Source organism: Sphingopyxis sp. 2PD (assembly GCF_005503695.1).
GTDB lineage: Bacteria > Pseudomonadota > Alphaproteobacteria > Sphingomonadales > Sphingomonadaceae > Sphingopyxis.
Map to the genome: position 1 here is coordinate 1 of NZ_SCMU01000038.1, position 25,958 is coordinate 25,958.

30 protein-coding genes and 2 tRNA genes are annotated in these 25,958 nt (G+C 63.4%); 13 read left to right on the forward strand and 19 right to left on the reverse strand.

Features of this window, described 5'->3' with window-relative positions; translation table 11 throughout:
- Positions 1-78 precede the first annotated feature (78 nt).
- The 4 genes from FFS18_RS16255 to FFS18_RS16275 form a co-directional block, all read right to left on the reverse strand.
- The gene (locus tag FFS18_RS16255) at positions 79-1,077 is read right to left on the reverse strand and encodes a bifunctional DNA primase/polymerase (protein WP_249340437.1); all 999 of its coding nucleotides are present in this window, start codon (positions 1,075-1,077) and stop codon (positions 79-81) included.
- The gene (locus tag FFS18_RS16260) at positions 1,077-1,289 is read right to left on the reverse strand and encodes a hypothetical protein (RefSeq protein WP_137871653.1); all 213 of its coding nucleotides are present in this window, start codon (positions 1,287-1,289) and stop codon (positions 1,077-1,079) included. Before FFS18_RS16260 ends, FFS18_RS16255 begins: the two co-directional genes overlap by 1 nt.
- Position 1,290: 1 nt before the next feature.
- Positions 1,291-1,695 (reverse strand): hypothetical protein, encoded by a 405-nt coding sequence (locus tag FFS18_RS16265; protein WP_137871654.1) that lies wholly within the window; start codon positions 1,693-1,695, stop codon positions 1,291-1,293.
- Between the two features lie 619 nt (positions 1,696-2,314).
- Positions 2,315-2,557 (reverse strand): hypothetical protein, encoded by a 243-nt coding sequence (locus FFS18_RS16275; RefSeq protein ID WP_137871656.1) that lies wholly within the window; start codon positions 2,555-2,557, stop codon positions 2,315-2,317.
- 106 nt (positions 2,558-2,663) lie between these two features.
- On the opposite strand from FFS18_RS16275, the gene FFS18_RS16280 reads away from it, so the two are divergent.
- Entirely contained in the window at positions 2,664-3,467 is an 804-nt protein-coding gene (locus tag FFS18_RS16280; RefSeq protein WP_137871657.1) for a hypothetical protein, read from the forward strand.
- On the forward strand, positions 3,467-4,654 hold the full coding sequence (locus FFS18_RS16285) for a tyrosine-type recombinase/integrase (RefSeq protein WP_137871658.1): 1,188 nt from the start codon (positions 3,467-3,469) through the stop codon (positions 4,652-4,654). The genes FFS18_RS16280 and FFS18_RS16285 overlap by 1 nt, the downstream gene beginning before the upstream one ends.
- Positions 4,655-4,692: 38 nt before the next feature.
- On the opposite strand, the gene FFS18_RS16290 is transcribed toward FFS18_RS16285, so the two are convergent.
- Positions 4,693-4,778: transfer RNA gene (locus FFS18_RS16290), tRNA-Leu, on the reverse strand.
- 91 nt (positions 4,779-4,869) lie between these two features.
- Here FFS18_RS16290 and FFS18_RS16295 point away from each other — a divergent pair.
- Both FFS18_RS16295 and FFS18_RS16300 read left to right on the forward strand, forming a co-directional pair.
- Positions 4,870-5,808: an ABC transporter ATP-binding protein gene (locus FFS18_RS16295; protein ID WP_137871659.1), complete on the forward strand. Its 939-nt coding sequence runs from the start codon at positions 4,870-4,872 to the stop codon at positions 5,806-5,808.
- Complete coding sequence (locus FFS18_RS16300; RefSeq protein WP_137871660.1) at positions 5,805-6,572, forward strand: ABC transporter permease; 768 nt, start codon at positions 5,805-5,807, stop codon at positions 6,570-6,572. Before FFS18_RS16295 ends, FFS18_RS16300 begins: the two co-directional genes overlap by 4 nt.
- Positions 6,573-6,579: 7 nt before the next feature.
- On the opposite strand, the gene FFS18_RS16305 is transcribed toward FFS18_RS16300, so the two are convergent.
- Positions 6,580-7,065 (reverse strand): MarR family winged helix-turn-helix transcriptional regulator, encoded by a 486-nt coding sequence (locus FFS18_RS16305; RefSeq protein ID WP_137871661.1) that lies wholly within the window; start codon positions 7,063-7,065, stop codon positions 6,580-6,582.
- A 109-nt stretch (positions 7,066-7,174) separates the two neighbouring features.
- On the opposite strand from FFS18_RS16305, the gene FFS18_RS16310 reads away from it, so the two are divergent.
- Positions 7,175-8,677 carry a serine hydrolase domain-containing protein gene (locus FFS18_RS16310; RefSeq protein ID WP_137871662.1) on the forward strand — a complete coding sequence of 501 codons (1,503 nt, stop codon included), beginning with the start codon at positions 7,175-7,177 and terminating at the stop codon, positions 8,675-8,677.
- 212 nt (positions 8,678-8,889) lie between these two features.
- Here FFS18_RS16310 and FFS18_RS16315 read toward each other — a convergent pair whose 3' ends face one another.
- The 5 genes from FFS18_RS16315 to aroA all read right to left on the reverse strand — a co-directional run bounded on the left by FFS18_RS16315 (position 8,890) and on the right by aroA (position 13,846).
- Positions 8,890-9,168: an integration host factor subunit beta gene (locus tag FFS18_RS16315; RefSeq protein WP_120215886.1), complete on the reverse strand. Its 279-nt coding sequence runs from the start codon at positions 9,166-9,168 to the stop codon at positions 8,890-8,892.
- Between the two features lie 206 nt (positions 9,169-9,374).
- A complete protein-coding gene (gene rpsA / locus FFS18_RS16320) occupies positions 9,375-11,087 on the reverse strand; it encodes a 30S ribosomal protein S1 (RefSeq protein ID WP_137871663.1) in 1,713 nt (570 codons plus the stop codon).
- A gap of 274 nt (positions 11,088-11,361) precedes the next feature.
- Positions 11,362-11,991, reverse strand: coding sequence for a (d)CMP kinase (locus FFS18_RS16325; RefSeq protein ID WP_137871664.1), 630 nt, complete (start codon positions 11,989-11,991; stop codon positions 11,362-11,364).
- Positions 11,991-12,494: a hypothetical protein gene (locus FFS18_RS16330; protein WP_137871665.1), complete on the reverse strand. Its 504-nt coding sequence runs from the start codon at positions 12,492-12,494 to the stop codon at positions 11,991-11,993. The genes FFS18_RS16325 and FFS18_RS16330 overlap by 1 nt, the downstream gene beginning before the upstream one ends.
- Positions 12,495-12,517: 23 nt before the next feature.
- On the reverse strand, positions 12,518-13,846 hold the full coding sequence (aroA, locus tag FFS18_RS16335; RefSeq protein WP_137871666.1) for a 3-phosphoshikimate 1-carboxyvinyltransferase: 1,329 nt from the start codon (positions 13,844-13,846) through the stop codon (positions 12,518-12,520).
- Positions 13,847-13,970: 124 nt separating this feature from the next.
- Between aroA and FFS18_RS16340 the strand changes: the two genes are divergently transcribed.
- Positions 13,971-14,294, forward strand: coding sequence for a TIGR02300 family protein (locus tag FFS18_RS16340; protein ID WP_120215891.1), 324 nt, complete (start codon positions 13,971-13,973; stop codon positions 14,292-14,294).
- A 139-nt stretch (positions 14,295-14,433) separates the two neighbouring features.
- Positions 14,434-14,509, forward strand: a tRNA-Ala gene (locus FFS18_RS16345).
- 230 nt (positions 14,510-14,739) lie between these two features.
- Here the strand turns inward: FFS18_RS16345 and FFS18_RS16350 are convergent.
- Complete coding sequence (locus FFS18_RS16350; RefSeq protein ID WP_120215892.1) at positions 14,740-15,180, reverse strand: RrF2 family transcriptional regulator; 441 nt, start codon at positions 15,178-15,180, stop codon at positions 14,740-14,742.
- A 151-nt stretch (positions 15,181-15,331) separates the two neighbouring features.
- On the opposite strand from FFS18_RS16350, the gene FFS18_RS16355 reads away from it, so the two are divergent.
- From FFS18_RS16355 to FFS18_RS16365, 3 genes are all read left to right on the forward strand, one after another.
- A complete protein-coding gene (locus FFS18_RS16355; RefSeq protein WP_120218117.1) occupies positions 15,332-15,889 on the forward strand; it encodes a hypothetical protein in 558 nt (185 codons plus the stop codon).
- Positions 15,873-16,586 (forward strand): COG3904 family protein, encoded by a 714-nt coding sequence (locus FFS18_RS16360; protein ID WP_137871667.1) that lies wholly within the window; start codon positions 15,873-15,875, stop codon positions 16,584-16,586. Before FFS18_RS16355 ends, FFS18_RS16360 begins: the two co-directional genes overlap by 17 nt.
- A gap of 71 nt (positions 16,587-16,657) precedes the next feature.
- Positions 16,658-17,260, forward strand: a complete 603-nt coding sequence (locus FFS18_RS16365; RefSeq protein WP_137871668.1) for an HD domain-containing protein — start codon at positions 16,658-16,660, stop codon at positions 17,258-17,260.
- A gap of 87 nt (positions 17,261-17,347) precedes the next feature.
- Here FFS18_RS16365 and FFS18_RS16370 read toward each other — a convergent pair whose 3' ends face one another.
- Together FFS18_RS16370 and FFS18_RS16375 are read right to left on the reverse strand one after the other, a co-directional pair.
- Positions 17,348-18,154: an enoyl-CoA hydratase-related protein gene (locus FFS18_RS16370; RefSeq protein WP_137871669.1), complete on the reverse strand. Its 807-nt coding sequence runs from the start codon at positions 18,152-18,154 to the stop codon at positions 17,348-17,350.
- A gap of 531 nt (positions 18,155-18,685) precedes the next feature.
- A complete protein-coding gene (locus FFS18_RS16375) occupies positions 18,686-19,504 on the reverse strand; it encodes an SDR family NAD(P)-dependent oxidoreductase (protein WP_137871670.1) in 819 nt (272 codons plus the stop codon).
- Positions 19,505-19,818: 314 nt separating this feature from the next.
- Between FFS18_RS16375 and FFS18_RS16380 the strand changes: the two genes are divergently transcribed.
- Positions 19,819-20,346, forward strand: coding sequence for a CarD family transcriptional regulator (locus FFS18_RS16380; protein WP_120215896.1), 528 nt, complete (start codon positions 19,819-19,821; stop codon positions 20,344-20,346).
- Positions 20,347-20,509: 163 nt separating this feature from the next.
- Here FFS18_RS16380 and truA read toward each other — a convergent pair whose 3' ends face one another.
- Together truA and fmt are read right to left on the reverse strand one after the other, a co-directional pair.
- On the reverse strand, positions 20,510-21,250 hold the full coding sequence (gene truA / locus FFS18_RS16385; protein ID WP_137871671.1) for a tRNA pseudouridine(38-40) synthase TruA: 741 nt from the start codon (positions 21,248-21,250) through the stop codon (positions 20,510-20,512).
- Between the two features lie 112 nt (positions 21,251-21,362).
- Positions 21,363-22,283, reverse strand: a complete 921-nt coding sequence (fmt, locus tag FFS18_RS16390; RefSeq protein ID WP_137871672.1) for a methionyl-tRNA formyltransferase — start codon at positions 22,281-22,283, stop codon at positions 21,363-21,365.
- A 227-nt stretch (positions 22,284-22,510) separates the two neighbouring features.
- Between fmt and recR the strand changes: the two genes are divergently transcribed.
- Positions 22,511-23,107: a recombination mediator RecR gene (recR, locus tag FFS18_RS16395; RefSeq protein WP_137871673.1), complete on the forward strand. Its 597-nt coding sequence runs from the start codon at positions 22,511-22,513 to the stop codon at positions 23,105-23,107.
- Here the strand turns inward: recR and FFS18_RS16400 are convergent.
- Positions 23,104-23,511: a hypothetical protein gene (locus FFS18_RS16400; protein ID WP_137871674.1), complete on the reverse strand. Its 408-nt coding sequence runs from the start codon at positions 23,509-23,511 to the stop codon at positions 23,104-23,106. The genes recR and FFS18_RS16400 overlap by 4 nt on opposite strands.
- Positions 23,512-23,598: 87 nt before the next feature.
- Here FFS18_RS16400 and def point away from each other — a divergent pair, with 87 nt between their 5' ends.
- A complete protein-coding gene (def, locus tag FFS18_RS16405) occupies positions 23,599-24,132 on the forward strand; it encodes a peptide deformylase (protein WP_137871675.1) in 534 nt (177 codons plus the stop codon).
- A 201-nt stretch (positions 24,133-24,333) separates the two neighbouring features.
- Here the strand turns inward: def and grpE are convergent, their stop codons facing one another.
- Positions 24,334-24,894, reverse strand: a complete 561-nt coding sequence (gene grpE / locus FFS18_RS16410) for a nucleotide exchange factor GrpE (RefSeq protein WP_120215901.1) — start codon at positions 24,892-24,894, stop codon at positions 24,334-24,336.
- A 4-nt stretch (positions 24,895-24,898) separates the two neighbouring features.
- On the reverse strand, positions 24,899-25,942 hold the full coding sequence (gene hrcA / locus FFS18_RS16415) for a heat-inducible transcriptional repressor HrcA (protein ID WP_137871676.1): 1,044 nt from the start codon (positions 25,940-25,942) through the stop codon (positions 24,899-24,901).
- Between the last annotated feature and the right edge of the window lie 16 nt (positions 25,943-25,958).

Genomic DNA, 25,958 nt, shown 5'->3' on the forward strand with positions numbered 1-25,958 from the left:
GGGGGGGGGGAGCAGGGGGGAAGGTGTTGTTGGTATTGGTGGTCAAAAACGGCCACCCCAAATCACGACGACTGCGCATCATCCGAACCGATACACAGCAGGGCCGCCGCGCTCCCCTTTCATCGGTGGTCGGACCATGACGAGCAGCCCCGCCCGTTCCAACATCAGGCGAGCGGCAGCGAACTTCTTGCGGGGCCAGCCACCAGACGGCATCGTCTCGGCCATAGCATTGGCGACGTGGAAGGTTTCACCATCCCGCCAGCGGTGCCGCAGGGTCATGAGCAGCATGAGGGCAAACGGGTCATCGATCCGCCCGAACTGCGAAGCGGTGACGCCTACGACCATCTCGGCACCAAACCTGTTTTGCCCCGCGCATTGTTTCGCCCATGCACTTTGAGCCAGGGTGACGACCTCGCCAGCGGGTAGCGGAACCGCGAGCATTTCAGCATTTGCGCCATGAGCGAAGGATAGCAGATCGTCGAATCTGGCACACCCTTTCGCGTGTCGCATACAGGCCCGCCAGAGCGACTCATTACGCTTGCCGACGTCAACCAGACCGGCCGCAGGAGCGGCAGCAGGCGCCACCGGGTCATTAGCCGCATCAGGAAGCCGCAGTACGGGCAGAGAGGGCAAATCATCGAGCGACCCCGACAGGAAGCGGTACGCCCCCTTGCCGCCGCGCGACGGGGGAGCAACGACATAGCCGCCACCGAGAATATCGATCGGCTTCGACTTGTCTGGCCGTATCTTGCGGCCCTCACCGTTATGCCGAAACCAAGCCTGAAAATTGCCGCTGCCCGACCGGACGATGACGGGCGTGTCGCCATATTCAACGAGGGCATCGGCAAGCACCCGCTCATCGGGCGTGTCCACGTCCAGAATTGTCAGCCCGGCGCGCTTGCAGGAGAAGCCGAGCGCGGGCGCGTCACCGAATTTGTCGGCAAGCTGGCGCGAGACGTTCGGCCCAGCCTTGAGATAGCCGCGGATCGCCGGTTTCTTGTCGCGAACCGGGAATGTCGGAATCCCTGCCTCAGCGTACCGAGGCTGCCATTCAGCAAAGACACCACCGGCAAGCATCACGCGCCCGCCTTCGTCGTGAAATCGACTATGGGCAGCCCGGACGCATCCGAAAGCATTCGGGCCGCCATCGACGCAGCCAGATAACCGGCATGGGTTTCCGGCTGCCGGATCGACGGGGGCAGTGCATCCGCCGGGACCGCGCGCACTCGGTAAAACGGGCCATCCCGTCTCAACGAGATATGCGGATCGGTTTGCACCGCCCCCGTCACGTTAAGCCGCCTTGTCGAACAGGTCGGGTTGCCCGTCGTCGGCGGGCGGCGGGGCATAGCGGGCGGCAATCCAGAGGTTGACCGAGACACCGGCCTCGCCGGGGGTGCGCTCGCCCTTTTTGGCAATCTTGCCCTGCTTTTTCACGTCGGACAGGCGAGCGCGGCAGGTGGACAGGTCGCGAAATTCAGCCTCGGGCATGTTGAAGATACTATACGCGTCTATACCAGACGGCCCCGCCCTCTCGACCGCCGCCAGCACGAACGCGCATTGCGTGACGCGCGAGCCATCGGCGTTGACCTTGCGGGCGCCATCTTTGCTTGCCTCGTCAGGACGGAAGGGAGCGCCGCCGGGATAGGGCGGGAGATCATCCCCGGCAAAGCGGTTGCGATGTTCGACCGTGGTCATCGCGCACCCCCTTCCAGTGCGGGCAGTCCGGCCCTTTGAAGCAAAGTTTCGACCCATTCCGCCTGTTTGTCGGTCAGGGGCTGGGGATCGGTAACGAGCTGGCCACACAGCGACCCGGCTTTGCGGGTCAGTTTGGTTTGGCCAGTGCGGTGCGCTTCCAGAAGCGCGAATGCAGTGTCAGCTAATGTCATTGTGCCAGTTCCCACTTGAGACGGACGTTTAAATCTCGGAGCCAGCGGTCTTGTCCCGCGCTCAGAAATTCCCGCTCTCGAATGTTATGCAGAAAGGACGACTCGCCCCGGCTCAGTTTCCCGCTGCCGATTGTGAGTAGTTCCGTTGCGATGCGCTGGTGTTGAGCCAGCGCCTTCGCCATCACCACGTTGCGGGTGGGGTGCGGTGCGCTACTCACGACCGCGCACCTTCGCGCCGCCGCCGCTCCCTGTGCCGCCAAGTTGCGATGTCGGAGATTATCCGCTCGCCCCACAGTTGCAGACGCCGCGCTTCCACGCTATCTAGGTCTTGCCAGCAGCCGCCAAGCTTAGGCATTTTAGGAGCCGTCCCGCAGTCCACGCGGGACGGCTTTTGCTTTAGGCGGGGGCCGCCAGAATCCCCCCGCATGTCATGCCGCCTCGCGGACGACAGGAGCGACAGGCAGTTCGCCGCGCGCCATCGCAAGGCATTCGCCGTAGTCATGGAAAACGCGACCGCCCACCATGATGGGACGCGGACCCCATCCTTTTGCCGTCCATTCGGCTAGCGTTTTGGGCGTGCGCCCAAAGAGCTTTGCCGCTTCCCGTCGCGCCACCCTGTTATCGGGCAGAACCCGAACGCTCACCATGTCTATACCGTTGTTGGTAGTCATATCCCGTCCTCTTGCCATTGTTGACGCTCCGTATATAATGCCGGAACGCGCCTAATTGAACAGTTTTATACCGAATTAGCGGTAGCGGTAATGGAGGCAACGCGACATGGCGAGGCGGACGATAGATCCCGAGGGTAAGCGCAAGCAGATCGGTGTGAGGTTTGGCCCGCAGGACAGGGCTGTGCTTGACGCGTTGGCAACAGCCGAGGGCGTGAGCGTCGGAAAGCTGATAGAGAAGCGAACCCTGGCGCTGTTGACCGCAGACCAAAAGACATTCGACCTATTGGCGGCGATTTGCGCACGGATCGGGGAAGCTGAGGATGTTGCCAGAACAGCCCATCCTGCAAAAGATCGCCCGGACAAACTGTCATGGCACCAAGACCTTTACGCGTGGGCAGCAGTCGCTGAAATGCTCGCGCGCGGTCCAATCGAGGATCGGCGTCCCGAAAGTGTGGTAACTGATGAAGGCTACCGTCACGCAGAGAGCGTGAAGATGGAAATTGCCGCGAAGAAGCGGGAGGTCTTAGACGACCTATCGCGGCACGGCATCTCGGCCTCGCTCACTCCAAGCCGCGAGATGGCAAAAAAGGGCGGGCTATTCGGCTCAATATTGCAACGGTATGACCGTCGTGGCCCCGAGCGTGCAATGATCGACGCAATACCGGATGACGACAGCCGCGGCGCAGCTATTGCCCTTCACGACGAGCTGAAGCGACTGGACGAGGCGGAAGCCGATGAGGACACCGAAACGAGCGAGACGGTAAAAATATTCCGCGACATGGAAAGCGAGGGGCGCCGCCTCTTTCGAGAGCACGACCAAAAGCAGCGGATCACAGCGATTATGGAAGGCATCGCCAAGCTGCGCGAAACTCTCGCTAGGGCTAAGCGTCAACGAGAAGGAAAGCGATAATGGCCCTGCGCTTCCAGCGCCTGACCCGACCAGCAATCCGCTCGCTCGATATCGGGCAGCGGATCAATGAGCACGGCATCATCGCGGAGCGTATGAGCAACGGCGATGTCCGCTACAGCGTCAATATCATGGTGGACCGTGAGCGCATCCATCGCGTTGTCGGGATGGAGAGCGACGGCATCACCCGCGAGCAGGCCGAGCGGGCAGTGGAGTCGTTCAGGACCAAGGCCCGCGAGGGGAGGCTGGACCTACCCAAAGGCCGCAAGGTTCATCGCCTGTTCTCCGAGGCCGCAAAGGAATACCTGACCAAGCTGGAGGTCGAGCTATCGGAAGGCGACAAGGGGTTCGCTGACCTTCCGAACAAGAAACGGCACCTGAATACCCATCTTATCCCGTTCTTCAAAAGCCAGCGCATCGACAAGCTGACCGACTTCGGCGTGAAGAATTACGCCCGCAAGCGGATCGGGGACGGGGCGAAACAGGCGACGGTCAACCGTGAGCTATCCACCCTGTCGCACTTCCTGCGCAAGATGAAGGTCGCGACTCGTCCAGCCATCGAGAAGGGCGACGAGGAGCGCAAGAAGATCGACGCCCTGACCGTGAAGCAGCAGCAGGACTTATTGAAGGCCGCTCGCGGCGACCAAGACCCGTTGACGCATCTGTTCGTTGCGTTCGGCCTTGGCAGCGCCATGCGGCACGGCGAGATATTGAAAGCCCGGTTCGACAAGATCGATTGGGACCAGCGCCGCCTCTATATCCCGAACGCGAAGGCGGGGCAGCGCATCCAGCCGCTAACCCCCAGCCTTGTCGATTTGCTCAAGACCGAGCGCGACCAGCGCGACGATCAGGACGGCTACATCTTTCCGACCGCCCGCAAGGATGCGAAGCGCCCATATCGCGGCAGCATGGAACGCCAGTTCGAGCGGGCCGTCGTTCGTGCCAAGCTGGACCCTAGCAAGGTGACGCCGCACGTCATGCGCCACACGGCAATCACGCAGCTTATCACCGCAGGCACCGACTTGCCGACCGTGCAGAAGATCAGCGGCCACAAGACGCTCGCCATGGTGATGCGTTATGCCCAGATCGCGGACCCGCACGTTGACCGATCGATTGAGGCTCTAGGCGCCGGTTTTTCTGACGCGGTTACACAGGAATTACACACCGGGGAAAATCGGGCCGCTGGATAGGACTTCGCCAAAAGGTCATTTATCCAGCAAATTCAAGCTGGTGCGGACGGCGGGACTTGAACCCGCATATCCAGAGGATGGCAGATTTTAAGTCTGCTGCGTCTACCGATTTCGCCACGTCCGCACGGGTCGGTGCCGGTCAAGCCGATGGGTCGATTGAGGTCAAGCAATGTTTGCCGCTTCACCCGGCGATGCTGCTCGGCTAGACCGCGAACATGACAGCAGTACTTGAAATTTCCGGGCTCGGGAAAACCTATAAAAGCGGCCATGTCGCACTCAGCGACGTCGACCTTTCGATCAACAAGGGCGAGATTTTCGCGCTGCTCGGGCCGAACGGCGCGGGCAAGACGACGCTGATCAGCATTGTTTGCGGCATCGTGACCGCCAGCGCGGGGAGGGTGACCGTCGCGGGGCATGACCATGCGCGCGATTATCGCGCGGCGCGGACGATGATTGGACTGGTGCCGCAGGAATTGCACACCGACGCGTTTGAAACCGTGCTGGCGACGGTCAGCTTCTCGCGCGGCTTGTTCGGCAAACCGCGCGATCCCGGGTTCATCGAACAATTGCTGCGCGACCTGTCGCTGTGGGACAAGCGCGGGTCAAAGATCATGGAATTGTCGGGCGGCATGAAGCGCCGCGTGATGATCGCCAAGGCGCTGAGCCACGAGCCCGAAATCCTGTTCCTCGATGAGCCGACCGCGGGGGTCGACGTCGAGCTGCGCCGCGACATGTGGCAGATGGTCCACGGGCTGCGCGAGCGCGGGGTGACGATCATCCTGACCACCCATTATATCGAAGAGGCCGAGGAAATGGCCGATCGGGTCGGGGTGATCAGCAAGGGCCGGTTGATCCTGGTCGAAGAAAAGCACGCGCTGATCAAGAAATTGGGGCGCAAGACGCTGACCCTGAACCTTGCCGAACCGATCGCGGCGGTGCCCGCGGAACTGGCGGACTGGAAACTGGCACTTGCCGGCGACGGCCACGAACTCGTCTATGAATTCGACAGTCAGGCGGAGGCGACGGGGGTGCCGTCACTGCTGCGGCGGATGACCGACATCGGGATCGCGTTCAAGGATCTGCATACGAAACAAAGCTCGCTCGAGGATATTTTCGTCGGGCTGGTGCATGAAACCAAGGGAGAGGCCGCATGACCGCGAACTGGCGCGGGGTGCGCGCGATCTATGCGTTCGAGTTGGCGCGCTTCGGGCGGACGGTCTGGACCAGTCTGGCGCTGCCGGTGATCACCACCGCGCTCTATTTCGTGGTGTTCGGATCGGCGATCGGCGGCCGGATGAGCGAAGTCGGCGGCGTGCCTTATGGCGCCTTCATCGTTCCCGGCCTGATGATGCTGACGATGTTCACCGAAAGCATCAGCAACGCGTCGTTCGGCATCTATATGCCGAAGTGGACGGGGACGATCTACGAGATGCTGTCGGCGCCGCTGTCGCCGCTGGAAACGGTCCTTGCCTATGTCGGGGCGGCGGCGACCAAGTCGGTGATCATCGGATCGATCATCTTTGCGACCGCGCATCTGTTCGTCGATGTCCAGGTCGCGCATCCGCTGCTGATGGTCGGCTTCATGCTGTTGATGGCAGTGACATTCTGCCTGTTCGGCTTCATAATCGGCATCTGGGCGCAGAGCTTCGAACAGTTGCAGGTTATCCCGATGCTGGTGATCTATCCGCTCACCTTCCTGGGCGGCGCCTTCTACTCGCTCGACATGCTCCCCGCCGCGTGGCGCGCGGTGACGCTGTTCAATCCGGTCGTTTATCTGATCAGCGGGTTCCGCTGGACCTTCTTCGGCAAGGGCGACGTCGGCATCGAGGTGAGCATGGCGGCGGTCGCCTTGTTCTTCGCGCTGTGCCTGGGCGTGATATTCTGGATGTTCCGTACCGGGTACCGGCTCAAGAACTGACCCTCGATCAGCGACCGAGGCGGCGCAGCGCCGCTTCGACCGCGGCGATCTGATCGGCGCCCAACCCGGCGAGCGATTGCCGCGCCAAGGCGAAGCGGGCGTCGATCAGCTCTTCGACCATCGCAAAGCCCTTGGGCGTCAATCGGGCGGATAGCTTGCGCCGATCGTCTGGGCTGGTGCCGCGCTCGATCAGTCCGGCGCACTCCAGCCGCCGCAGACACGCGGTCATCGCGCCCGACGTCAGCAGCACATTGTGCTGAAGTCGGGAAGGGACGCTTTCATAGGGCGGTCCCGCGCGCCGCAGCGTCGCGAGCACGTCGAAGTCGGAATAGCTCATGCCGTGCGTGCGCAACAACTGCGAAGCCGCCTGTTCATAGACGCGGCCGAGCCGGATGATCCGGCCGACGACCTGCATTGCCTCGGCGTCCGACGCGGGCCGCTCGCGCCGCCAGTCGGCGACCAGATTGTCGATCAGATCGGGCGGTGTCGTCATATGTACCGGTGCTTTGTCCGAGGTCAGTTGCTGCAATTAATCTTTATATGAAGATAAATTCGTGTGGCAATATTCTGGCGTGGAGATTGATCGAGTGGCTAGCGTGAAGATGACCCGGTTCCAGCATGTGCTGCTGTCGTGCGCAGCGTTAATGTCGATCGCCGCGCCCATCGCCGCGCACACCAGCGCGGCGCCCGCTGTCGTACCGGCTCCACCGCCGTCGCACGCCGATGTCGACAGCGCGAAATGGCAGGCGATGGATGCCTACATGCAAGCGCAGGTGCGGAACGATATGTTCAGCGGCACCGCGCTGGTCGCGCACGATGGCGAGCCCCTCTTCGTCAAAAGCTATGGCATGGCGAATTATGAATTGGGGGCGCCGAACACGGCCGAGAATAGTTATTTGCTGGGATCGGTGGTCAAGCAGTTCACCGCGACCGCGATCCTGCAATTGCAGGAGCAGGGGAAGCTGAAGGTCAGCGATCCGATCTGCCGGTACCTCGAAACCTGTCCGCAAAGCTGGCAGGAGATCACGCTGCACCATCTGCTGACCCATACGTCGGGCATTCCCAATCTTACGAGCCTGCCCGGTTGGGACGAGAAACTGGCGATGCTGAGCTACACCCGTCCCGAGCTGGTCGCGCTGTTTCGGGACTTGCCGCTGGACTTCGCGCCGGGCGAAAAATTCGATTATTCCAATTCGGGATATACGCTGCTCGGGGTGGTTATCGAACGCGTCGCGGGGCAGGGATATTATCAATATCTCGACGAAAGGCTGTTCAAACCCGCCGGGATGACGCGCACCTACAGGGGTGACACGCGCGCGCTCGTCCCCGGTCGGGTGACCGGCTATTATTCGGTTGGAACCGATTTTATCGGCGCGCGACTGGTTAGCCCGACCGTCGACCTTGGCTCAAGCGATGTCTATTCGACGGTGGGCGATATGCTGCGGTGGGACAAGGCGCTGACCGACGACCGCCTGATCTCGCGCGCGTCGCGCGACGCGATGTTTACCGCGGGCAGGGGGGATTATGGCTATGGCTGGTTTATCGGCCAGCGGCATGGTCGGCCGATCCAGTTTCATTCGGGCAGCGACAACGGGTTTTCGACCAATATCGCGCGCTTTCCAGACGACCGGTTGACCGTGGTGGTGCTGAGCAACAGCGACCGGGCCAACGCCGGGCGGGTGAGCAGCGACCTCGCGGCGATCGCTTTGGGCGCGCCGTATAAGATGCCGGCCGAACGATTGGGCGACCTGCTGTGGAATGTCATGCGCGATCGCGGCGTGTCGGCGGCTCTGGCGCACCACGCCGAGCTGAAGCGGACGGCGCCGACGGCGTACGACTTCGGAGACGAAACGCTTGTGACGATGGGCTATGACCTGTTCGAAGTCCGGCGACTGGTCGAGGCGAAAGCGGTACTTGAATATAATCTTCAGCAATATCCCAAATCGGCATACAGCTATGACGGGCTTGCCGATGTTGCCGATGCCGAAGGCGACAAGGTCCGCGCGATTGCGATGTTCGAAAAGTCGCTCGAGGTGGATCCCAAGAACCGCTATGCGGTCGAGGGACTGGCCCGGCTCCGCGCCGGGGGCGCAAAGGCACCCTGACGGGTTCCTGAATCATATCGAACGGGGCCGCTGATGAACAATCCTCAGCGGCCCCGCGATCGTGTCAGAAACCTCCGGACGCAAACGCGGGCAGGCCGAAGCGCGCCGCGCCGCCAGTGCATGCTGTGCCGATTTCGCGGCTGGTTTTCGGTCGGAAGCCGGCTCAAACTTAACGTCTGTATTCGAGTTCGGTGCCGCTTCGACCGACGAGGTCAGTCGTTCAGGCGCTCGCGCATTTCCTTGCCGGGTTTGAAATAGGGGACGTTTTTCGCCTTCACATCGACCGATGCGCCGGTGCGCGGATTGCGGCCGGTGCGCGATTCGCGTGCACGGGTCGAAAAGGCGCCAAAGCCGCGCAACTCGACGCGGCCCCCTGCCGCCAGCTGCTCGACAATGGAATCAAAAAAAGTATCGACGATGCGTTCGACTTCTTCGACGCGCAAATCGCTGTTTTCGCTCGCGATCTTCTGAACCAGTTCTGACCGGATCATCTGCTTCCCCTATTATATAAGTCACGCGTTTCCCGCCAAAGCGGGCGTCCGGTCGTTGCCGGTCCATTCCTTGCGTGAGACCCCTCCCAACGCGCGCCGAAGGTATCACGAATCACTGTTTGGTCAAAATATATCACCAAAAGAAAAAGGCCCGCAGAGGGACACTCTGCGGACCTTTTTGTTCGTTTCGCTATGCAAGTTTGAAATTAATCTTTCTTGCCGGCTTTCAATGCTTCGCCGAGGATGTCGCCGAGCGAGGCGCCCGAGTCCGACGAACCATATTGTTCGACCGCCTGCTTCTCTTCGGCGATCTGCATCGCCTTGACTGAGAAGTTCGGCTTTTTCGAACGGTCGAAGCCGATGACCATCGCGTCGAACTTCTGGCCGACCTGATAACGCTCGGCGCGCTGTTCGTCGCGGTCGCGGCCAAGATCGGCGCGCTTGATGAAGCCCGTGGCGCCATCGTCGCCGGCCTGAACTTCCAGGCCATTGTCGCGAACTTCGAGGACGGTGACGGTGACGATGTCGTTCTTCTTCACCGAACCAGCCGCCGCAGCGCCGCCGCCAACGGCCGGGGCGCCCTTTTCAAGCTGCTTGATGCCCAGGCTGATGCGTTCCTTCTCGACGTCGACGTCCAGAACGACGACCTGAACCTGCTCGCCCTTGCGGTGGAGGTGCAGCGCTTCTTCGCCCGAGATGCCCCATGCGATGTCCGACATGTGGACCATGCCGTCGACGTCGCCAGGCAGGCCGACGAAGAGACCGAATTCGGTCGCGTTCTTGACTTCGCCTTCGACGACCGACCCGACCGGGTGGGTGTCGGCGAATGCGCCCCAGGGGTTCGACTGCGCCTGCTTCAGGCCCAGCGAGATGCGGCGCTTGTCGCTGTCGACTTCGAGGACGATGACGTCGACTTCCTGGCTCGTCGAAACGATCTTGCCGGGGTGGACGTTCTTCTTGACCCACGACATTTCGCTGACGTGGACCAGGCCTTCGATGCCGGCTTCGAGTTCGACGAACGCACCGTAATCGGTGATGTTCGTGACGGTACCCGACAGCTTCGCGCCGACGGGGTACTTGGCGGCGACGCCTTCCCACGGATCGCTTTCGAGCTGCTTCATGCCCAGGCTGATGCGCTGCGTGTCGCGGTTGATGCGGATGATCTGCACCTTGACCGTGTCACCGATGTTGATGACTTCGCTCGGGTGGTTGACGCGCTTGTAGCTCATGTCGGTGACATGGAGCAGGCCGTCGATGCCGCCGAGGTCGACGAACGCACCATAATCGGTGATGTTCTTGACCGCGCCTTCGATGATCTGGCCTTCTTCCAGGTTCAGGATCAGACCCGAACGCTGTTCGGCGCGCGTTTCTTCCAGGATGGCGCGGCGCGACACGACGATGTTGCCGCGGCGGCGATCCATCTTGAGGATCTGGAACGGCTGCGGCAGGTCCATGAGCGGGCCGACGTCGCGCACGGGGCGGATGTCGACTTGGCTGCCGGGCAGGAACGCCACCGCGCCGCCGAGGTCGACGGTGAAGCCGCCCTTGACGCGGCCAAAGATGACGCCTTCGACGCGGGCTTCCTTGTTGAATTCTTCTTCCAGGCGGTCCCACGCGGCTTCGCGGCGAGCGCGGTCGCGCGACAGCATGGTTTCGCCATTGGCGTTTTCGACGCGGTCGACATAGACTTCGACTTCGTCGCCGACGTTGATGTCGGCCTTCTGGCCCGGCATGGCGAATTCGCGCAGCGGCACGCGGCCTTCGCTCTTCAAACCGATGTCGATGACTGCCAGGTCGTTTTCGATCGCGGTGACGGTGCCCTTGACGACGCGGCCTTCAAAGCCGCCATCAGCACCACCAAGCGATTCATTGAGCATCGCGGCGAAATCGTCGCGCGTCGGAAAAGCCGTAGTGGCCATAGAGATATATTCCTTACTTCATTTGTTCCGGCCAAGCGGTTGGTTCCGCTGGTCTTAATGGCCGATCTGTCCTGCCCGCCGGATGCGATGCAGAACATCCTTCGGGCCATTTCGGGCGGGGCAGGGGCAAAGCAAAAAGGGCGCGACGAGATCGCCTCGTCACGCCCGACGCCCGGTTGCGGGCGGCGGTTGTCCGTGCCTCGACCGGCTGAAAGGCCCGTCGGACGGCGCGTCATAGTCCTCAAACCCCGCAAACGCAAGGCGGAAAGCCGGTCTAGCGGCGGCGGTTCCGGCGCGCTTCGACAAAGGCAATCGCCGCGGCAATCGCGGCGTCGCGGGGCATGTCGCTGTTGTCGAGCAGCATCGCGTCGGGCGCGCGCAGCAGCGGGGCGTCGGCGCGGCCCGTATCGCGGGCATCGCGGGCGTGAACGTCGGCGAGGACGGCGTCGAAGGTGACATCGACGCCGCGCGACAACATTTCGGCATGACGGCGGCGCGCGCGCACATCGGCGCTGGCGGTCACGAACAGCTTGGCATCGGCGTGGGGAGCGATGACGGTGCCGATATCGCGGCCGTCGAGGATCGCGCCGCTGGGCTGGTTGGCGAAGTCCACCTGCCGCTGCAACAGCGCTGCGCGCACCTGCGGGTGCACCGACACGCGGCTGGCAAGCCCGCCTGTCGTTTCATAGCGCAGTGCGGGATCGTCGAGCAGGCGATCCGGAAAATCACACGCGGCCAAGGCATCAGCCGCATTGTCGGCGTCGCCATGGTTTAGCTGCGTCTGATAGCCGACCGCGCGATACAGCAAGCCGGTGTCGAGCACCGGCAACCCGAAATGTTCGGCGAGCGCGCGCGCGATGGTGCCCTTGCCCGATGCGGTCGGACCATCAACGGCAATGATCATCAGTTGATCTGGAACGCGTCGATGCGGGCCTGGGTCAGGCGACCATCGGCACCGAACAGCAGTTTGAACCATGCGCCGGATCGAAACGACCCGCTGCACGATGCGATTCCCTGGCCTTCGCCTGCTTGCCCGGGTTCCAGGCAGTCGATCTTGATTTCCGGCAGAAAGGCGCGGACGCGGGTCAACACCGCCGAGCGATCACGCGCCGTGCCGATGCCGAGCGCCTGCAGCGCGCGGCGGTCGTCGGGGCGCACGGAAATCGATTTGATCGCCAGCAGCTTGCCGCCGAAACTGTGCGCAACCCCGGCCTTATCGACCCATTCACATTCCCCGTCGAAGCAATTGGCGGGCTTGCCGATCGCTTGTGGCCGGACAACGCGGTTGAGCCGGTGCGGCGAAAAACTGGCATCGGCACGCACAAACGGGTCCGCCACGCGTTGCTGAGCCGCGACCGGCGAGGCCGTGATCGCTGTAAAGGTGAGGGCGAATGCGCCCAGCGCCATGATCGGGCGTCCGCGATGAGTCGTCATTTCTGGAGATCCTCCAACAGGCGTTCAAAGTTCGGAAAGCTTGTCGCGACCGGCGCCATGTCGTCAATCGTCACCGGTGACCTGGTGACAAGTCCCGCGACGGCAAAGCTCATGCAGATGCGGTGGTCGAGATGACCGGCAATGGTGGCGCCGCCGGGCAGCGGATCGCCCCCGCTGCCGTCGATGACCAGCCCGTCCTCGCTTTCCGTCACGCGCGCGCCGATTGCTTTCAGGCCGGTCGCCATCACCGCCAACCGATCGCTTTCCTTGACGCGCAGTTCGTCGAGCCCGCGGGTGGTCGTGCGGCCTTTGGCCAGCGCCGCGGCCACGAACAGGATCGGGAATTCGTCGATCATGCTGGGGGCGACCGCGGGGTCGACGTCGATGCCGGTGAGCGCGCTGTGGCGGACGCGCAGGTCGGCAACGGGCTCGCCGCCGACTTCGCGCGGATCGATCAGTTCGATGTCGCCGCCCATCTGGCGCAGCACCTCGATCAGCCCGGCGCGCGTCGGGTTCAGCCCGACATTGGTGATGCTGACGTCGGATCCGGGGACGATCAGCGCCGCGACGATGAAGAATGCCGACGACGACGGGTCGCCGGGAACGACGATCGTCTGCGGTTTCAGCTCGGCCTCGCCCATGATGCAGATATGGCGCGTGCCGGTCGGGTCGATTTCAATGCTGAGATTGGCGCCGAAGCCGCGCAGCATTCGCTCGCTATGGTCGCGCGTCGGCACCGGTTCGATGACTTCGGTGACGCCCGCAGTGTTGAGTCCCGCGAGCAGGACCGCGCTTTTGACCTGCGCCGACGCGACGGGAAGGCGGTAGGACATCGGAATGGCCGGAGCGAGACCGCGCACCATCAACGGCAGGCGCCCCCCCGGCGAGGCGGTGATGTCGGCGCCCATCTGCGACAAGGGATCGATGACGCGGCCCATCGGGCGGCCCGACAGGCTGGCGTCGCCCACAAAAGTGGCGGTGATCGGGTGGCTGGCGACCAATCCCATCAAGAGCCGGGTCGAGGTGCCGCTGTTGCCCATGTCGAGCGCTTCGCGCGGTTGGAGTAGCCCGCCCACGCCGACGCCGTCGATTCGCCATTCGCCATCGGGGCGGCGTTCGATGCTGGCGCCCATCGCGCGCATCGCCGCGGCAGTGGCCAGCACGTCATGTCCTTCGAGCAGGCCGGTGACGCGGCTTGTCCCGACCGCCAGCGCGGAGAGCATCAGCGCGCGATGCGAAATGCTCTTGTCGCCGGGGATCGCGATCCTACCTTTGAGCGGAACGGATGCGGCAAAGCTGCGCGGGCTGGCGGGTTGATCGGTCATGGCGAGCGGCTTTTGACAGCGCCCTAACAATCTGGCAAGGCGCACGCCGATTTGACGGATAGCTATTCAGGCGCCGTCGCTTTCCGATATTTTTATCCTGTTTCCAGAAGGTTACGAGGCTTATATGATCAAGGCTGAATGGGGCACGAAGCGCAGCTGCCCGAAATGCGCCACCCGATTCTATGATTTGACCAAGGATGATCCGGTCAGCTGCATCAATTGCGGGTATAACTGGATTCCGGAATCGGTGCTGAAATCAAAGCAGTCGACCCCGTTCGAGGCTGAAAAGCCCGGCAAGACCGTCAAGGAAGATGTCGCGGTCGACGAGGACCTGGATCTGGACGTCGATGTCGACGAGGACAATGATTCGCCCGACAATGACGTCGACCTCGGCGGTGACGACGATCTGGGCGTCGCGACGGCGGATGACGACGACGTCGAAACCTGATTTATTTCGCCTTTGGTTTCAGGGGGCCAAAAAAGGCATCGCGAGATGCATTTGGCCCCTTGCATCAGCCGCCCGCACTGTTAAAGGCGGCAACCCGATCGCAGCAGCCTTGATGGCGAGGGTGGTCGAATGAAGATGTGGGGCCTTAGCTCAGCTGGGAGAGCGCCTGCATGGCATGCAGGAGGTCAGCGGTTCGATCCCGCTAGGCTCCACCACTTCTTCAAAAACAGGCCCGCGAAAGCGGGCCTTTTTTGTTGGACGTGATGGGTTCAATTTGGCGTCGTCGATGCTGGGTTTGAAGGGTAGGGAACTGGCGTTGATACAGCGTCGCCCCCGCGAAGGCGGGGGGCGCTAGCCGCCTATTCCTTCGCCGCTGCGTAAACCGAAGGCGGCCCCCGCCTTCGCGGGGGCGACGGCTGGTCGGTCGCTAACGACTGCGGCGCCCTTACCCCGCAACCTCATCAAACAGCGGTTCCAGCGCGATCGGGTCGGCCAGCGTGATGCGGTCGAGAATCGACGCGGTGTCGTCGCGGACTTTCAGCATCAGGCTGCGCAACCGGCATTCGGATTCGGGCAGGCAATTCTTGCAATGTTCGTGCGCGTTGCGCGCCGCGCAGGGCACGAGCGCCAGCGAACCCCGGGTCAGGCGAACGAGGTCGCCATAGCTGATGTCGATCGGCGAGATCGCGAGCTGGTAACCGCCGTCGCGCCCGCGCTGTGAAATCAGCAGCCCTTCGCGCGCCATTTCGGACAGGATCACGGTCAGGAATTTGGGCGGGATATTCTGTGCCTCCGCAATATCCGCGAGCTGGACCTGCCCCTTGCCCCAATGATCGGCAAGATGCTGGAACGCACGGATCGTGTAGCGGGTCTTTTGCGAAAGCATGGCGGGCTTACTGTGACATATTCAGGCTTAATTCAACCTGTCGGGATGACATTTCGCCCGGAGTTGATGAAAATCACAGCGGGTGGCATGAACGCGGGCTATAAGCGCGGCCAGGACGCTGATGGTGGCGACGATTGGGGTGTAGCGGATGATGCGTAAATTCTGGGGTGCTCCGGCGATGTTGGCGGCTTGTATGCTCGCCGTTACCCCCGCGCAGGCACAATTTGGCGGGCTGCTGCGCAAGGTGACGACACCGGCGCCCAAGCCGAGCAGCGATGACAATGGCGGCTGTCCCAAGGGCAAGAAGGGCAACAGCATCGGCCGCAACATCCTGGGCAATGTGCTGAACGACGCGGTCGGCGATGCGGCGAGCAAGGCTGGCGTGTACAGCTATGTGCCGATTTCGGAGGTGAGCGGGACGCTGACCGATGCCATCGCGTGCCGCCTCGACCCCGGTGAGCAGGTGCAGGCGGCGGTCGCAACCGAGGAAGCGACGCGCAGCGAAGAGGTGGGGGCAACCGCCAATTGGACCAGCGCAACCCGCCCCGAAGTCAGCGGCTCGTCAACGGTGGCGTCGATCAATGAAGAGGGCGGCGGGCGCAAGTGCATGAACGTCAACGACTTCATTATCGTCGAAGGCGAAGAGACGCGCGTGACGAAACGCATGTGCAAGGGACCGGGCGAGTCGCGTTATGTCCTGGCGGCGTAGGGCAGCGCGCTGCGGCATTGCGCTGCTGGCATTTGGCAGCCTGAGCGCCGCCACTGCGGTCGATCCGGTCAACCCGACCTGTCCGCTCAATCCCAACTGGTCGGCCCATCCGACGATGAAGCTGACCGTCGAAAAGCGCGGCGGGATGAAAGTCATGCTGGCCGAAGGGCGGATCGATGCCGGACTTCCTGACCGGCTGACCGCCGCGTTGAAGGCCAATCCCGATGTCAGCGAAATCTGGCTGCGCTCGCCCGGCGGCGATGCCCGCGCCGGCAATGCGGCGGGGCGGATCATCCGCTCGAACCTGGGGGTCACGACGCGCATCCCGGCGGGCTGGGCCTGTTTCAGCGCCTGCAATTTCGTGTTCATGGGCGGCGCGCCGCGCGTCATCGACCCCGGCGGGCTGTTTATCGTTCACATGTTCACGCGAACCGGCGACCGATCGGCGATCGACATGAGCGTCGCGTTGGGGACCGACGCGACGCGCGAGCTGATCGGCGACATCGAACAGGATTCGGCGTTGCTGGCCAGCGAGGACAATGATTTCCTGATCCGCATGGGCATCTCGCGAAAATTGCTGACCGAGGTCATGTATCGCCAGCAAGCCGTGGCGACCGAGGAGAATAAATCGACCCGCCGCTGCCTGACGCTCGACGAAGCGCTCGAATATGGCGTCACCTACGCGCCCGAAGAATGATCGGGCCACGCGTGGAGCGTTGCAAACTGAAACCAATGTCGTAGATTGGCCGCCAAAGAGGAGAGGCTGCCATGAACGAGATGACGCACGACCATGCGACTTTCCGGTCGATGATCGACGGGACGCAGGACGACTGGGACATTATCGCGCGCGAGCAAAAGGAATTCGCGCCGCAGAATGGCAAGCGCATCCTCGACCATCTGAAATTGCTGGGCGGCGATTATGGCGGGTTCCCCGTCGACCGGCTCGAACATTGCCTGCAGACCGCTACGCGAGCGCACAGGGATGGCCGCGACGAGGAATATGTCGTGATGGCGCTGCTCCACGACATCGGCGATACGCTCGGCGCGTTCAACCACCCCGACGTCGCGGCGGCGATCCTCAAACCCTTCCTGTCAGAAGAAAATCTGTGGATCGTCCAGCATCACGGCATTTTCCAGGGCCATTATTTCTTCCATTATATCGGCCTTGACCGCGACATGCGCGACCAGTTCAAGGATCACCCCCATTACGCGGCGTGCGCCGAATTCTGCGAAAAATATGATGCCCCGGCGTTCGACCCCGATTATGACAGCGAGCCGCTGGAATTCTTCGAACCGATGGTGATGCGCATTTGCGGCTATCCGAAGAACAGCATCTACAAGAAGGTGATGGTCGAGGAAGCGGCGGAGTAGATTGACGCCGCCCCCGCGAAGGCGGGGGCCGCCATCGCCGCGCATCGATCCGCCAGCGGCCCCCGCCTTCGCGGGGGCGACGTGCTGTTACTTCCCCTTGAACTCGGTCTTGCGCTTCTGCTGGAACGCCATGATCCCTTCCATCGCATCGGCGGTACCGCCCGCGATGAACTGGCCCTTGGCTTCGGCGTCGAGCGTCGTTGCGAAATCCTGCGTCAGCCCGTCGCGCAGCACCTTGCGCATCGTGCCGAGCGCGATCGTCGGGCCGTTCGCCAGGCGCGTCGCGAGCGCCTTGGCCTCGGTCAGCAGCTCGGCATCCTCGACGCTCTTGTAGATCATGCCCCAATCGGCGGCCTGGTCAGCGGAGATTTTTTCGCCGAGCATCATCATCTGCAACGCGCGCGGTACGCCGACCAGCCGCGGCAGCAACCATGACGAGCCGCCGTCGGGGACAAGCCCGATGTTGACGAAGGCCTGGAGGAAATAGGCGCTTTTGCCCGCGATGGTGAAATCGCCCGACAGCGCAAAACTGCACCCGACCCCGGCCGCGGGGCCGTTGACCGCGACGACCACGGGAATGTCGAGGTTAGCGAGCGCGAGCAGCATCGGATTGTAATGCCCGCGCAGGGCGTTACGGCTCCGCGCGCCGCCGCTGACCGCACCGCCGGCGGAACGATCGCCCGCAAGGTCGGCGCCCGAACAGAAACCGCGTCCCTCGCCGGTGATCAGCAGCGCGCGCGCGCCGAGACCCGGCAGATGATCCAGCGCTTCGCGAATATCGTCGGCCATCGCGGGCGGCATCGAATTGAGCCGGTCGGGGCGATTGAGCGTGATGGTCGCGACATTGTCGGCGCTGTCCAGCTTGATCGTGTCGAAGGTGGGGATGTCGGTCATGGGGAAGAATCCTCTCGCAGGCACTTTACCTTTACGTTCACGTAAAGATGTGACTCATTTGGCCGACGAGTGCAAGGGGGAAGGGGGCAACGGCTACGGAGCACCACTGGGTTCGGCGTAAGGTAAAGCACCCATTCGGGAAAACGAGATGATGTCGGAGCCATCAAGGGGGGTGCTTTGGGGTGGGAAGCGGACGCACCAAAACCGTCGCCCCCGCGAAGGCGGGGGCCGCTAGCTGCCTATCCCTGCGTCGCTGCGTAAACCGACAGCGGCCCCCGCCTTCGCGGGGGCGACGGCTAGTTTCGATCGGTAACCGCTACGCTCAATTCGTCATCCCGGCGCAGGCCGGGATGACGATGCTATAGATCCTCCCTGTGGCGAAGCCATGGGGAGGGGGACCGTTCGCGAAGCGAATGGTGGAGGGGCCGCAACGGTAGCGCCAAAGCCCCTCCGTCAGCGCTTCGCGCTGCCACCTCCCCATCGCTTCGCGACAGGGAGGATCGATGGCAACCACCGCCCGTCACCCGCCAGCTAGACCGACTTCGCCGCCTTCATCTGCTGCGCATAGCCCGCCTGCACCATGGCGCTCATGCGGTCGAACAGCGCGTCGGGGTCGCTGCGGCGCAGGTCCGCAATCGCGGCCTCGGCGCCCTCGGCCACCACCAGCTCGCGCGTCCCGGCATCGACCGCCGCCAATATCTGCGCGGCGGCGAAATCGGGTGACAGGCCATTGTCGATCGCGGCGTCGCTCTCCCCGCGGACGCTGCCGTCGGCGTTGAGCGCGTTGCGGCTGACGTTGGTCTGCACCGATCCCGGTGCGACGACCAGCACCTTCAATCCCAGATGCTCATTCTCGGCGCGGACGCTATCGTGATAGCCGATCAGGCCGTGCTTGGCGGCGCAATAGGCGCTGCGCAGCGGCACCCCGGCGATGCCCGCGACGCTGGAGATCGCGACGATCTGGCCGCCGCCCGCCTCGACCATGCGTCGCAGCAGTTGCTGGGTCAGCGCGATCGGGGCGAGCAGGTCGACCGCGACAATCTGTTGATAGACGGCAAAGTCGGTGTCGATCGCCAGGCTGCGCTGCGAGATGCCGGCGTTGTTGACCAGCCCCTCGATGCGACCATGCCAGTTCCATGCTTTCTCCGCGATGGCGGGAAGGGCGGCATAGTCGGTCGCTTCGAACGGCAGCACCAGCGTCTCGGTCGCGCAGTCAGCAGCGACCGCCTCCAGCGCGGCGAGATTGCGTCCCGACAGGATCAGCTTTGCGCCGCGTGCGCCGAGCGCGCGGGCCAGCGCCGCACCGATTCCCGACGAGGCGCCCGTAATCCACCAGATCTGATCTTTCATACCCGCTCCCATTCTTGGCTTTCGTTTCAACCTGAAACGGGTTCGTGCAGCCGTCAAGGCGTCGCCCAGGGGCAATCCCGGGCGGGGGTGGCAATTTTGTTGCGAATCTGTTATAATAAATATCAACGCGCCGACATTCTGCCTCTTCCCGTCGCTGGGCTGGGGCGCTTTTCGGCGTTCCGATGGAGCCATATCCCTTGTCACTCTGACTGGCTAGCGCCGAGCGATCGTAGGTCCCCCTTGGCTAGAGGGCGGGAAGCGCCGCTGTTGTCGCAGTTTCAGATCGGGGTCAAGGCACAACAAAAGGAATTTGCATGTCCGTGAGCACGCTCTTGTTCGAAGTCGGCGATTATGTTGTTTATCCCAAGCATGGCGTGGGGCGCGTCATTGAATTGCAGCGGTCGGAAATCGCCGGCATGCAGCTCGAACTTTATGTCCTGCGCTTTGAAAAGGAAAAAATGACGCTTCGCGTGCCGACGAACAAGGCCGAAGGCGTGGGCATGCGCAAACTGTCGTCGGACAAGACGCTGAAGGAAGCGCTGCAGGTGCTGACCACCAAGCCGAAGGTGAAGCGCACCATGTGGTCGCGCCGTGCGCAGGAATATGAAGCGAAGATCAATTCGGGCGACTTGGTGTCGATCGCCGAAGTGACCCGCGACCTGTTCCGCGCCGACGACCAGCCCGAGCAAAGCTATTCGGAACGCCAGATCTTCGAAGCGGCGTCGAGCCGCCTTGCGCGCGAACTGGGCGCGATGGAAGAAAGCGATGAAAAGACCGCGCAGGCGAAGATCCTGCAGATTTTGAATGAACATGCGCCGCTGTATTACGCCGAAAAGGTGTAAGTTCGCGGGTTAGCGATTGGGGAAAGGGCGGTCCGCGAGGGCCGCCCTTTTTCGATGTGCGCCGCATTCTTTCGTCATGCCGGACTTGATCCGGCATCCATCGCGGCGCTGAAGTCATGGACCCCGGATCAAGTCCGGGGTGACGAGTGATGGGATGGCTCGCCTAGGGATACACCGCCCCCACGAAATAGAGCCCGTCGGGCGGCGCATTCAGCCCCAGCGCTTGCCGATCCGCCGCCTCCAGCGCCGCTTTCAAATCGCGCGCCGACCATTTGCCATAGCCGACGAGCGTCAGGCAGCCGACCATCGAGCGCACCTGATGGTGCAGGAAGCTGCGCGCCGCGGCTTCGACGATAATCTCTTCGCCGTGGCGGCTGACCGACAGCTTGTCGAGCGTCTTCACCGGGCTCTGCGACTGGCAATGCGCCGAGCGGAAGGTGGTGAAGTCATGCAGCCCGATCAGCTGCTGCGCCGCCGCGTGCATGGCGTCGGCGTCCAGCGGCCGCGCGACCTGCCACGCCAGCCCCTTGTCCCATGTCAACGGCGCGCGGCGGTTGACGATGCGATATTCATAGGCGCGCCCGGTGCAGGCGAAGCGCGCGTGCCAGTCGTCGGGAACGACCTCGCATCCGATGATCGCGATCGGCGCGGGGCGCAGCTGCGCGTTCAAGGCCTCGGTCAGCTTGAAGGGGGTCAGCGGCTTTTCGATGTCGACATGCGCGCGCATCGCGATCGCATGCACCCCGGCGTCGGTGCGCCCGGCGCTCAGCACCTGCACCTCCTCCGCGGTAAAGCGTTGGATCGCTTCCTCGATCGCCTGCTGGACGCTGGGGCCATGCGCCTGCCGCTGCCAGCCCATGAACGGGCGGCCGTCAAATTCGATGGTGAGGGCGAAGCGGGTCATACGGGCCCTTCTTTCCCATAATCGTCACCCCGGACTTGATCCGGGGTCCATGTCGTCAGCGCTGGAGTGGACCCCGGATCAAGTCCGGGGTGACGAGGGAGGAGTCGGTGTGTCATGCCAAGCGCGTGCCCGCCGGGATCGCCCGTCCGCGCAGCAGCACGCCCGCGTCCATCGCGGGCTTGCCTGCACGCTGGACGCGCGTGGCGCGGATCGCGCCGGGGTTGCAGGCGATAGTGAGCGCATCGTCGATCGTGACGCCGGGCGCTGCGCCCGCGATCGTCTCCGTCGGGTGGACGATTTCGGCCGCCAACATCTTGTACCGCTCGCCGTCGAGTTCGAAAAAGGCGCCGGGCATCGGGTTGAACGCCCGAATCTGCCGTTCGACCTGCGCCGCGCTGGGCAGGAAATCGAGCCGCGCCTCGCTCTTGTCGATCTTGGCGGCATAGGTCACGCCGTCAGCGGGCTGGGGTTCGGGCATGAAGGCGTGGAGGTCGCTCAGCACCTTGACCATCATCAGCGCGCCCATTTCGGCAAGCTCGTGGGTCAGCACGCCCGCGGTCTTGCGCCCGATCGGGGTTGCCTCGACCAGCCGCATCGCGCCGGTGTCTAGCCCGGCGTCCATCTGCATGATCGTCACGCCCGTTTCGGCATCGCCCGCCAGGATCGCGCGCTGCACCGGCGCCGCGCCGCGCCAGCGCGGCAGGATCGAGCCATGGACGTTGAGGCAGCCCTCGCGCGGGGCATCGAGCACCGCTTGCGGCAGGATCAAGCCATAAGCGGCAACGACCGCGACATCGAGGTCGAGCGCGGCGAATTCGGCCTGTGCCTCTTCGCTTTTCAGGCTGCGCGGTGTGCGGACGGGCAGGTTATGTTCTTCGGCCCAGACCTGCACCGGACTCTTCTGCAACTTCTTGCCGCGCTGCGCCGGGCGGGGGGGCTGGCTATAAACGCACGCAATCTCATGCCCCGCGGTGTGGAGCGCGGCGAGCGTCGGTACCGCAAAGGGCGGCGTTCCCATGAAAGCGATACGCATGGGTGCGGGCTTTGGCGGAGGGCGACGCATGGTGCAAGCCCCTCTCCCCTTGCGGGAGAGGGCAGCGAGACTTGCGAGCTTGCTCGCTAGTCGCAGCGGGAGAGGGGATCGTACCGTCGCAACCCCTCTCCAGCCTTCGCTAGGCGCTACGCGCCAAGCTGCGGCATCCTCTCCCGCAAGGGGAGAGGATTGTTGTGCGACCGCGCGGGCCGGGATAGGTGCTGTGTATGGCCTCCACCGAAATCGAAGCGCTCGTCCAGCAACTCGCCCGGCTCCCCGGCCTTGGCCCGCGGTCCGCGCGGCGCGCGGTGCTGCATCTGATGAAGAAGCGCGAAAGCGCGTTCGCGCCGCTGCTCGCGGCGCTCCAGACAGTGTCCGAGCGACTCGTCACCTGCGGCACCTGCGGCAATGTCGACACGAGCGACCCCTGCGCGATCTGCGCCGACCCGCGGCGTGACGCGCGTAGCCTATGCGTCGTCGAGGAGGTTTCCGACCTCTGGGCGCTCGACAAGTCGCGGCTGTTCCCCGGCAAATATCATGTGCTCGGCGGGCGGCTCTCGGCGCTGGAGGGTGTGCGCCCGCAGGATCTCAGCATCGACGCCCTCGTCGCGCGCGTCGCCGCGGGCGGGATTGACGAGGTGGTGCTGGCGATGAACGCGACGCTGGAGGGGCAAACGACCGCGCATTATCTCGCCGAGCGGCTGGAAGGCTATCCGGTACGGCTGACGCAGCTGGCGCATGGTTTGCCGGTCGGCGGCGAGCTCGATTATCTCGACGAGGGAACGCTGGCGCAGGCGCTTCGGGCGCGGCGGCCGGTGGGCTAATTCGATGAATTGTTGATGACGTTCACGGTCGATGCGCTGATCGGCTGGCGATCTTTTGGTTCCCAAGTCCAACCGCAATAAATGAGCCCGGCTTCGTTCGCCGCTTCAAATAGCGATGGGACGCGTTGATTCAGCCACTGAAAATTTGGTGAGGATGTCTCCCACGCCTCAAGGCGATCGGCAGCAAAGTCGACGCCAAGAGTGGAAAAGTGATCTGAAACAGTCGCGTAAATTTCGTCGCGGTCGACGTGTAAGATGTCGGTCGGTTCGCACTCATCGAAATGATGGCAAATCGGCTGTGCGCTCGCTGCTCTTTCCACGTCGGCTTGGATTTCGGCCAAAGCAGCCTCGCCGGCTTTGAGATGCTCGGACAGCGTCCACGTAGGAATATCGTCGTCGGTCATGCAACGGCGATTTGCCGATGAGAGGTTGAAGTCAAGCTTACCGACTGCCCTCTTGACCCCGCGCCCCTCCAACCATACCTGCACCCCATGGCCTTACTCCCTATCATCGAGACCCCGGATCCGCGGCTGCGCGTCATTTCCAAGCCCGTCGAGACCTTCGACGCCGAGCTGAAACAGCTTGTCGCTGATATGTTCGAGACGATGTACGACGCGCCCGGTATCGGGCTTGCCGCGATTCAGGTCGGGGTGCCGAAGCGCATTCTGGTGATCGACCTGCAGGAAGCCGATCCCGAAGACCCCGAGGGCAAGAAGGTGATCCGGAGCCCGCGCGTCTTCATCAATCCCGTCTTTTCGGACGAGAGCGAGGAGCACAGCGTCTATCAGGAAGGCTGCCTGTCGGTTCCCGAACAATATGCCGACGTGACGCGCCCCGCCGAGGTCACCGTCGACTGGCAAGACGCGGACGGCAAGCACCATCAGGAACGGATGACCGGCCTGATGGCGACGTGCATCCAGCATGAGCACGACCATCTGGAGGGCATTTTGTTCATCGACCATCTGTCGCGGTTGAAGCGCGAGATGGTGTTGAAGAAGCTCGCGAAGCTGCGCAAGGCGGCGTGATTAGCTCGTCCCTCTCCCCTTGCGGGAGAGGGCTGCGAGACTTGCCAGCTTGCTGGCTAGTCGCAGCGGGTGAGGGGGCTGGCGCACCTGTGCGCCAAGAGACTCTCTTGCCAACCTCTATGTCGCAAATTCTTATGCGGCGCAGACGCGCCGCGGCACCCACCCCTGTATCCCCTCCCGTAAAGGGAGGGGAGGGTTTGGCTACTCCGCTTTCTTCGCCACCGCGACCATCGCCGGGCGTAGCAACCGGTCCTTCATCATGTAACCCGCCTGCATTTCCTGCACGATCGTACCGGGTTCGGAATCGCTGCTCGGGATTTCGAGCATCGCCTGGTGCTGGTTCGGGTCGAGCGGCAGGCCGATTGCCGCGATGCGCGTGATGCCGTGGCGTTCGAAGACGCCGAGCAATTCGCGCTCGGTAGCTTCAAGCCCGGTGATCAGCGGCTTGATGCCCTCGTTGGCGCGCTGTTCGTCGGTCAGCGCCGCCAGCGCGCGGCCGAGGTTGTCGGCGACCGACAAGATGTCGCGCGCGAATTTCGTCGCGGCATAGGCGTGCGCGTCGGCGATTTCCTTGTCTTTGCGGCGCGTGACATTCTGCGTCTCGGCGCGCGCATAGAGCAGGTCCTGCTGCAGCGCGGCGAGCTGTTCGGTGAGCTGCGCCAGCTCGTCATTCGCCTCTTCGGCGGGCGCCGCGGCTTCGGCAGCTGCGGCTTCGGTGTTCGCGCCGTCGTCGACCGGCGTGTCGTTTTCTTGTGTCGTCATAAACCTATCGTATCAGTCTGGAGAGCGATTGTGCGGTGAAATCCACCATGGGTACGATGCGGGCATAGTTCAAGCGGGTGGGGCCAATGACCCCGACCACGCCGACCACGCGCCCGTCCGATCCGCGATAGGGCGCCGCTATCACGGACGAGCCCGAAAGCGAGAATAATTTATTTTCCGATCCGATGAAAATCCGGGTTGCGCTGCCCTCGCGCGCGCTGTCGAGCAGCTGCGCAATGTCCTGTTTGGTTTCGAGCTCGTCGAGCAGCTGGCGGACGCGGTCGAGGTCGCCGACCGCATTCTCGTCGAGCAGGTTCGCCTGCCCGCGCACGATCAGCACCGGGCGGTCGGCGCCGTCCGACGACCAGATCGCGAGGCCGCGGCTGACGAGATCCTGCGCCGCGCGGTCGATCGCGATGCGTTCGGCCTCGATCTCGCGCCGCACCCGTGCCATCGCCTCGGTCAGCGTCAGCCCGGTCAGCATCGACGAGATATAATTACCCGCCTCGACCAGCGCCGACGGATTGAGCCCGGGCGGAATGTCGATGACGCGATTCTCGACCGCGCCGTCGCCCGCCACCAGCACGACGAGCGACTGGTTCGCCGATAATGGCACGAAGGCGAGTTGTTTCAGCACGCGCTCGTGCTTCGGCACCAGCACCAGCCCCGCGCACGCCGAGAGACCCGACAGCGCCGAGGTCGCCTGCGCGAGCGCGCTCTCGATCGGGCCGGCGTCAGATAGAGAAGCCTCAATCTGCGCGCGGTCCTCGGCCGACGGTTCGGCGACCTGCATCATGCCGTCGACAAACAGCCGCAGTCCCTGTTCGGTGGGTAGCCGCCCGGCGCTGGTGTGCGGGCTGGCGAGCAGGCCGAATTCCTCCAGATCCTGCATCACGTTGCGGATCGACGCGGGCGAAAGGTTGAGGCTGGCAAGTTTCGAGAGCGTGCGCGACCCGACCGGCTGCCCGGTTTCGAGATAGGCATCGACCACCAGCCGGAACACGTCGCGGGCGCGCGTGGTGAGTTCGGTGATCGGCGGGGTCGTCATAGGGGGGATTTAGGGA

Coding starts and splice junctions, on each gene's coding strand:
- FFS18_RS16255 (WP_249340437.1), bottom strand. CDS start 1,077: ATGCTTGCCGGTGGTGTCTTTGCTGAATGGCAGCCTCGGTACGCTGAG.
- FFS18_RS16265 (WP_137871654.1), bottom strand. CDS start 1,695: ATGACCACGGTCGAACATCGCAACCGCTTTGCCGGGGATGATCTCCCG.
- FFS18_RS16275 (WP_137871656.1), bottom strand. CDS start 2,557: ATGACTACCAACAACGGTATAGACATGGTGAGCGTTCGGGTTCTGCCC.
- FFS18_RS16280 (WP_137871657.1), top strand. CDS start 2,664: ATGGCGAGGCGGACGATAGATCCCGAGGGTAAGCGCAAGCAGATCGGT.
- FFS18_RS16285 (WP_137871658.1), top strand. CDS start 3,467: ATGGCCCTGCGCTTCCAGCGCCTGACCCGACCAGCAATCCGCTCGCTC.
- FFS18_RS16295 (WP_137871659.1), top strand. CDS start 4,870: ATGACAGCAGTACTTGAAATTTCCGGGCTCGGGAAAACCTATAAAAGC.
- FFS18_RS16300 (WP_137871660.1), top strand. CDS start 5,805: ATGACCGCGAACTGGCGCGGGGTGCGCGCGATCTATGCGTTCGAGTTG.
- FFS18_RS16305 (WP_137871661.1), bottom strand. CDS start 7,065: ATGACGACACCGCCCGATCTGATCGACAATCTGGTCGCCGACTGGCGG.
- FFS18_RS16310 (WP_137871662.1), top strand. CDS start 7,175: ATGACCCGGTTCCAGCATGTGCTGCTGTCGTGCGCAGCGTTAATGTCG.
- FFS18_RS16315 (WP_120215886.1), bottom strand. CDS start 9,168: ATGATCCGGTCAGAACTGGTTCAGAAGATCGCGAGCGAAAACAGCGAT.
- rpsA (WP_137871663.1), bottom strand. CDS start 11,087: ATGGCCACTACGGCTTTTCCGACGCGCGACGATTTCGCCGCGATGCTC.
- FFS18_RS16325 (WP_137871664.1), bottom strand. CDS start 11,991: ATGATCATTGCCGTTGATGGTCCGACCGCATCGGGCAAGGGCACCATC.
- FFS18_RS16330 (WP_137871665.1), bottom strand. CDS start 12,494: ATGGCGCTGGGCGCATTCGCCCTCACCTTTACAGCGATCACGGCCTCG.
- aroA (WP_137871666.1), bottom strand. CDS start 13,846: ATGACCGATCAACCCGCCAGCCCGCGCAGCTTTGCCGCATCCGTTCCG.
- FFS18_RS16340 (WP_120215891.1), top strand. CDS start 13,971: ATGATCAAGGCTGAATGGGGCACGAAGCGCAGCTGCCCGAAATGCGCC.
- FFS18_RS16350 (WP_120215892.1), bottom strand. CDS start 15,180: ATGCTTTCGCAAAAGACCCGCTACACGATCCGTGCGTTCCAGCATCTT.
- FFS18_RS16355 (WP_120218117.1), top strand. CDS start 15,332: ATGCGTAAATTCTGGGGTGCTCCGGCGATGTTGGCGGCTTGTATGCTC.
- FFS18_RS16360 (WP_137871667.1), top strand. CDS start 15,873: ATGTCCTGGCGGCGTAGGGCAGCGCGCTGCGGCATTGCGCTGCTGGCA.
- FFS18_RS16365 (WP_137871668.1), top strand. CDS start 16,658: ATGAACGAGATGACGCACGACCATGCGACTTTCCGGTCGATGATCGAC.
- FFS18_RS16370 (WP_137871669.1), bottom strand. CDS start 18,154: ATGACCGACATCCCCACCTTCGACACGATCAAGCTGGACAGCGCCGAC.
- FFS18_RS16375 (WP_137871670.1), bottom strand. CDS start 19,504: ATGAAAGATCAGATCTGGTGGATTACGGGCGCCTCGTCGGGAATCGGT.
- FFS18_RS16380 (WP_120215896.1), top strand. CDS start 19,819: ATGTCCGTGAGCACGCTCTTGTTCGAAGTCGGCGATTATGTTGTTTAT.
- truA (WP_137871671.1), bottom strand. CDS start 21,250: ATGACCCGCTTCGCCCTCACCATCGAATTTGACGGCCGCCCGTTCATG.
- fmt (WP_137871672.1), bottom strand. CDS start 22,283: ATGCGTATCGCTTTCATGGGAACGCCGCCCTTTGCGGTACCGACGCTC.
- recR (WP_137871673.1), top strand. CDS start 22,511: ATGGCCTCCACCGAAATCGAAGCGCTCGTCCAGCAACTCGCCCGGCTC.
- FFS18_RS16400 (WP_137871674.1), bottom strand. CDS start 23,511: ATGACCGACGACGATATTCCTACGTGGACGCTGTCCGAGCATCTCAAA.
- def (WP_137871675.1), top strand. CDS start 23,599: ATGGCCTTACTCCCTATCATCGAGACCCCGGATCCGCGGCTGCGCGTC.
- grpE (WP_120215901.1), bottom strand. CDS start 24,894: ATGACGACACAAGAAAACGACACGCCGGTCGACGACGGCGCGAACACC.
- hrcA (WP_137871676.1), bottom strand. CDS start 25,942: ATGACGACCCCGCCGATCACCGAACTCACCACGCGCGCCCGCGACGTG.